Source organism: Ferroacidibacillus organovorans, from assembly GCF_001516615.1.
In the GTDB taxonomy this organism is placed as follows: domain Bacteria; phylum Bacillota; class Bacilli; order Alicyclobacillales; family SLC66; genus Ferroacidibacillus; species Ferroacidibacillus ferrooxidans_B.
Genome location: NZ_LPVJ01000034.1, coordinates 1 through 1,957 on the forward strand (window position 1 = coordinate 1; position 1,957 = coordinate 1,957).

General features: G+C 50.5%; 2 protein-coding genes and 1 pseudogene. 2 read left to right on the forward strand and 1 reads right to left on the reverse strand.

What is annotated here, in order from left to right; genetic code table 11:
* Together ATW55_RS08870 and ATW55_RS16535 are read left to right on the forward strand one after the other, a co-directional pair.
* Nucleotides 1-467 (forward strand): annotated as a pseudogene (locus tag ATW55_RS08870) (IS607 family transposase); the annotation flags it as partial.
* Complete coding sequence (locus ATW55_RS16535; RefSeq protein WP_067715876.1) at nucleotides 451-711, forward strand: helix-turn-helix domain-containing protein; 261 nt, start codon at nucleotides 451-453, stop codon at nucleotides 709-711. The pseudogene ATW55_RS08870 and the gene ATW55_RS16535, both read left to right, overlap by 17 nt.
* Before the next feature lie 398 nt (nucleotides 712-1,109).
* Here the strand turns inward: ATW55_RS16535 and ATW55_RS08880 are convergent, their stop codons facing one another.
* Nucleotides 1,110-1,607 carry a hypothetical protein gene (locus ATW55_RS08880; protein WP_067715879.1) on the reverse strand — a complete coding sequence of 166 codons (498 nt, stop codon included), beginning with the start codon at nucleotides 1,605-1,607 and terminating at the stop codon, nucleotides 1,110-1,112.
* Nucleotides 1,608-1,957: the final 350 nt, after the last annotated feature.

Genomic DNA, 1,957 nt, shown 5'->3' on the forward strand with positions numbered 1-1,957 from the left:
CTTCAACGAAGCGACAGGAAGACCGTAGTCTATGCCAGAGTTTCAAGCCATGATCAGAAAGAGGACTTGGAACGGCAGAAGCAAGTCCTTGAAATGTACTGTGCTGCACAAGGATGGACGTTCGAGGTCGTTGCTGATCTTGGATCAGGCATGAACTACCACAAAAAGGTTTGAAACGACTGTTGAACGCCATTTTGCAGGATGAAGTAGGAAGGCTGGTCATGACGCATAAAGACCGACTTCTGCGGTTTGGAGCAGAACTTGTCTTTGCTATTTGCGAGGCGAAAGAAGTGGAAGTCGTCATTCTCAACCAAGGAGAAGACACCACGTTTGAAGAGGATCTTGCCAAAGATGTACTTGAAATCATTACGGTATTTTCTGCGCGGCTCTACGGTTCCCGGTCACGCAAAAACCAGAAATTGATTGAAGGCATGAAGAAGGTGGTTGACGATGCTGAGAAGCCATAAGATTGCGCTTGATCCAAACAAGCAGCAAGCCACCTATTTTTCTAAAGCCAGCGGTGTGGCTCGGTTTGCCTACAACTGGGGTCTTGCGGAGTGGAAGCGCCAATACGAGGCGGGTGAAAAACCAACGCAAGCTTCACTTCGTCGGCAACTGAACGCGATCAAGCGCGAACAGTTCCCTTGGATGCTAGAAGTCACCAAAAACGCGCCACAAATGGCATTGATTCACCTTGGTGATGCGTTTTAACGGTTTTTCGAGGCGTTGCGAAGTACCCAGCCTTCAAAAAGAAAGGGATTCATGACAGTTTTACGCTCACGAATGATCAATTTTCCGTCAGTGAGAAGCGCATTCGCATTCCGAATCTGGGATGGGTACGAATGCGGGAAGTGTTGCGTTTCTCTGGCAAGATCCTATCCGCTACCATTTCGCGTAAGGCAGACAAATGGTTTGTGAGTATCACGGTGGATACAGAAGAGATGCCGCCAATATGCGAAAACCAAGGCGATTGTCGGCGTGGATTTGGGTGTCAATCGATTAGCCACCTTGTCTAACCACGATCGATCGACAAACCACGTTGATTTCCAGGGAAATTGTCCATTCTTGTAAAATTGTGCGAGATGAAGCTCCACTCCCCTGCCAAACACTCACTCTCCCGCCTGATCGAGTGGCATCATCCGGATCATCGTGCTCACGTTTCCAAGAAGTCGCTGCGCGATATTTCGCAGGTAAGGGTCTTTCCATTCTTGCTCAGTCCACTGCGGCGACACCATTGCGAGTCTTTGCGCCATCTTTGAAAGTATGATTTCGCGATCCGGTTGCACAGACAAAGACGCGCGTACTAAGGACTCCATCCCTTCCATGATCTCTGCAAGCATTTCTGCAAAATCCTGGTGATGCATCAACGTATCACACTGCATCCGGCCTTCACTGCGCAGCGCGCGCATGCCTGTTTCAAGCGCTAACAAGTTGTCGACAAACCGGTGCAGAGCCAGCAAGAAACCGCTGACCGAAGCGCGATCGAGCACGCCATGACGCGGCTCATTGATCATTTGCTCAACGACGGCCATCGCATTGGTACGCGCCAAACGCACTGCTTTGCGAGCGTCTGATGTCGAGACTCGGTTGCCATCCGCCCCTCTCATCTGCTGAAACACCGTCCGCAAATAACGGCAATCGGCGCGCAAAAATTGCCCAACGCATTCGGGACATTGGTAAGCTGCCAGGTTGGCCAAAGCGAAAATGCAATCAGCGCAAGCGCACTCCCTATCATCGTATCAAGCAGTCGATCACGCACCGCGAGTACTGGCGCCATATGTTCAAAAACGACAAGAGTACCACAATCTCCGATGTGATGAAGACTGAAAAAGGAGGTAGTTGTAGTTGAATACGGTGTAAAGAAGTGCCGCAAACACGATGATCCAGACAATGCTGAACAGCGGCACTGGCTGAGGAATGGCGATCAGCGCTGACGTGACGACGACCCGATTGCGGT

What these genes read in the sequence shown, in the direction of transcription:
- ATW55_RS16535 (WP_067715876.1), top strand. Translation starts at nt 451, where the DNA reads ATGCTGAGAAGCCATAAGATTGCGCTTGATCCAAACAAGCAGCAAGCC.
- ATW55_RS08880 (WP_067715879.1), bottom strand. Translation starts at nt 1,607, where the DNA reads ATGAGAGGGGCGGATGGCAACCGAGTCTCGACATCAGACGCTCGCAAA.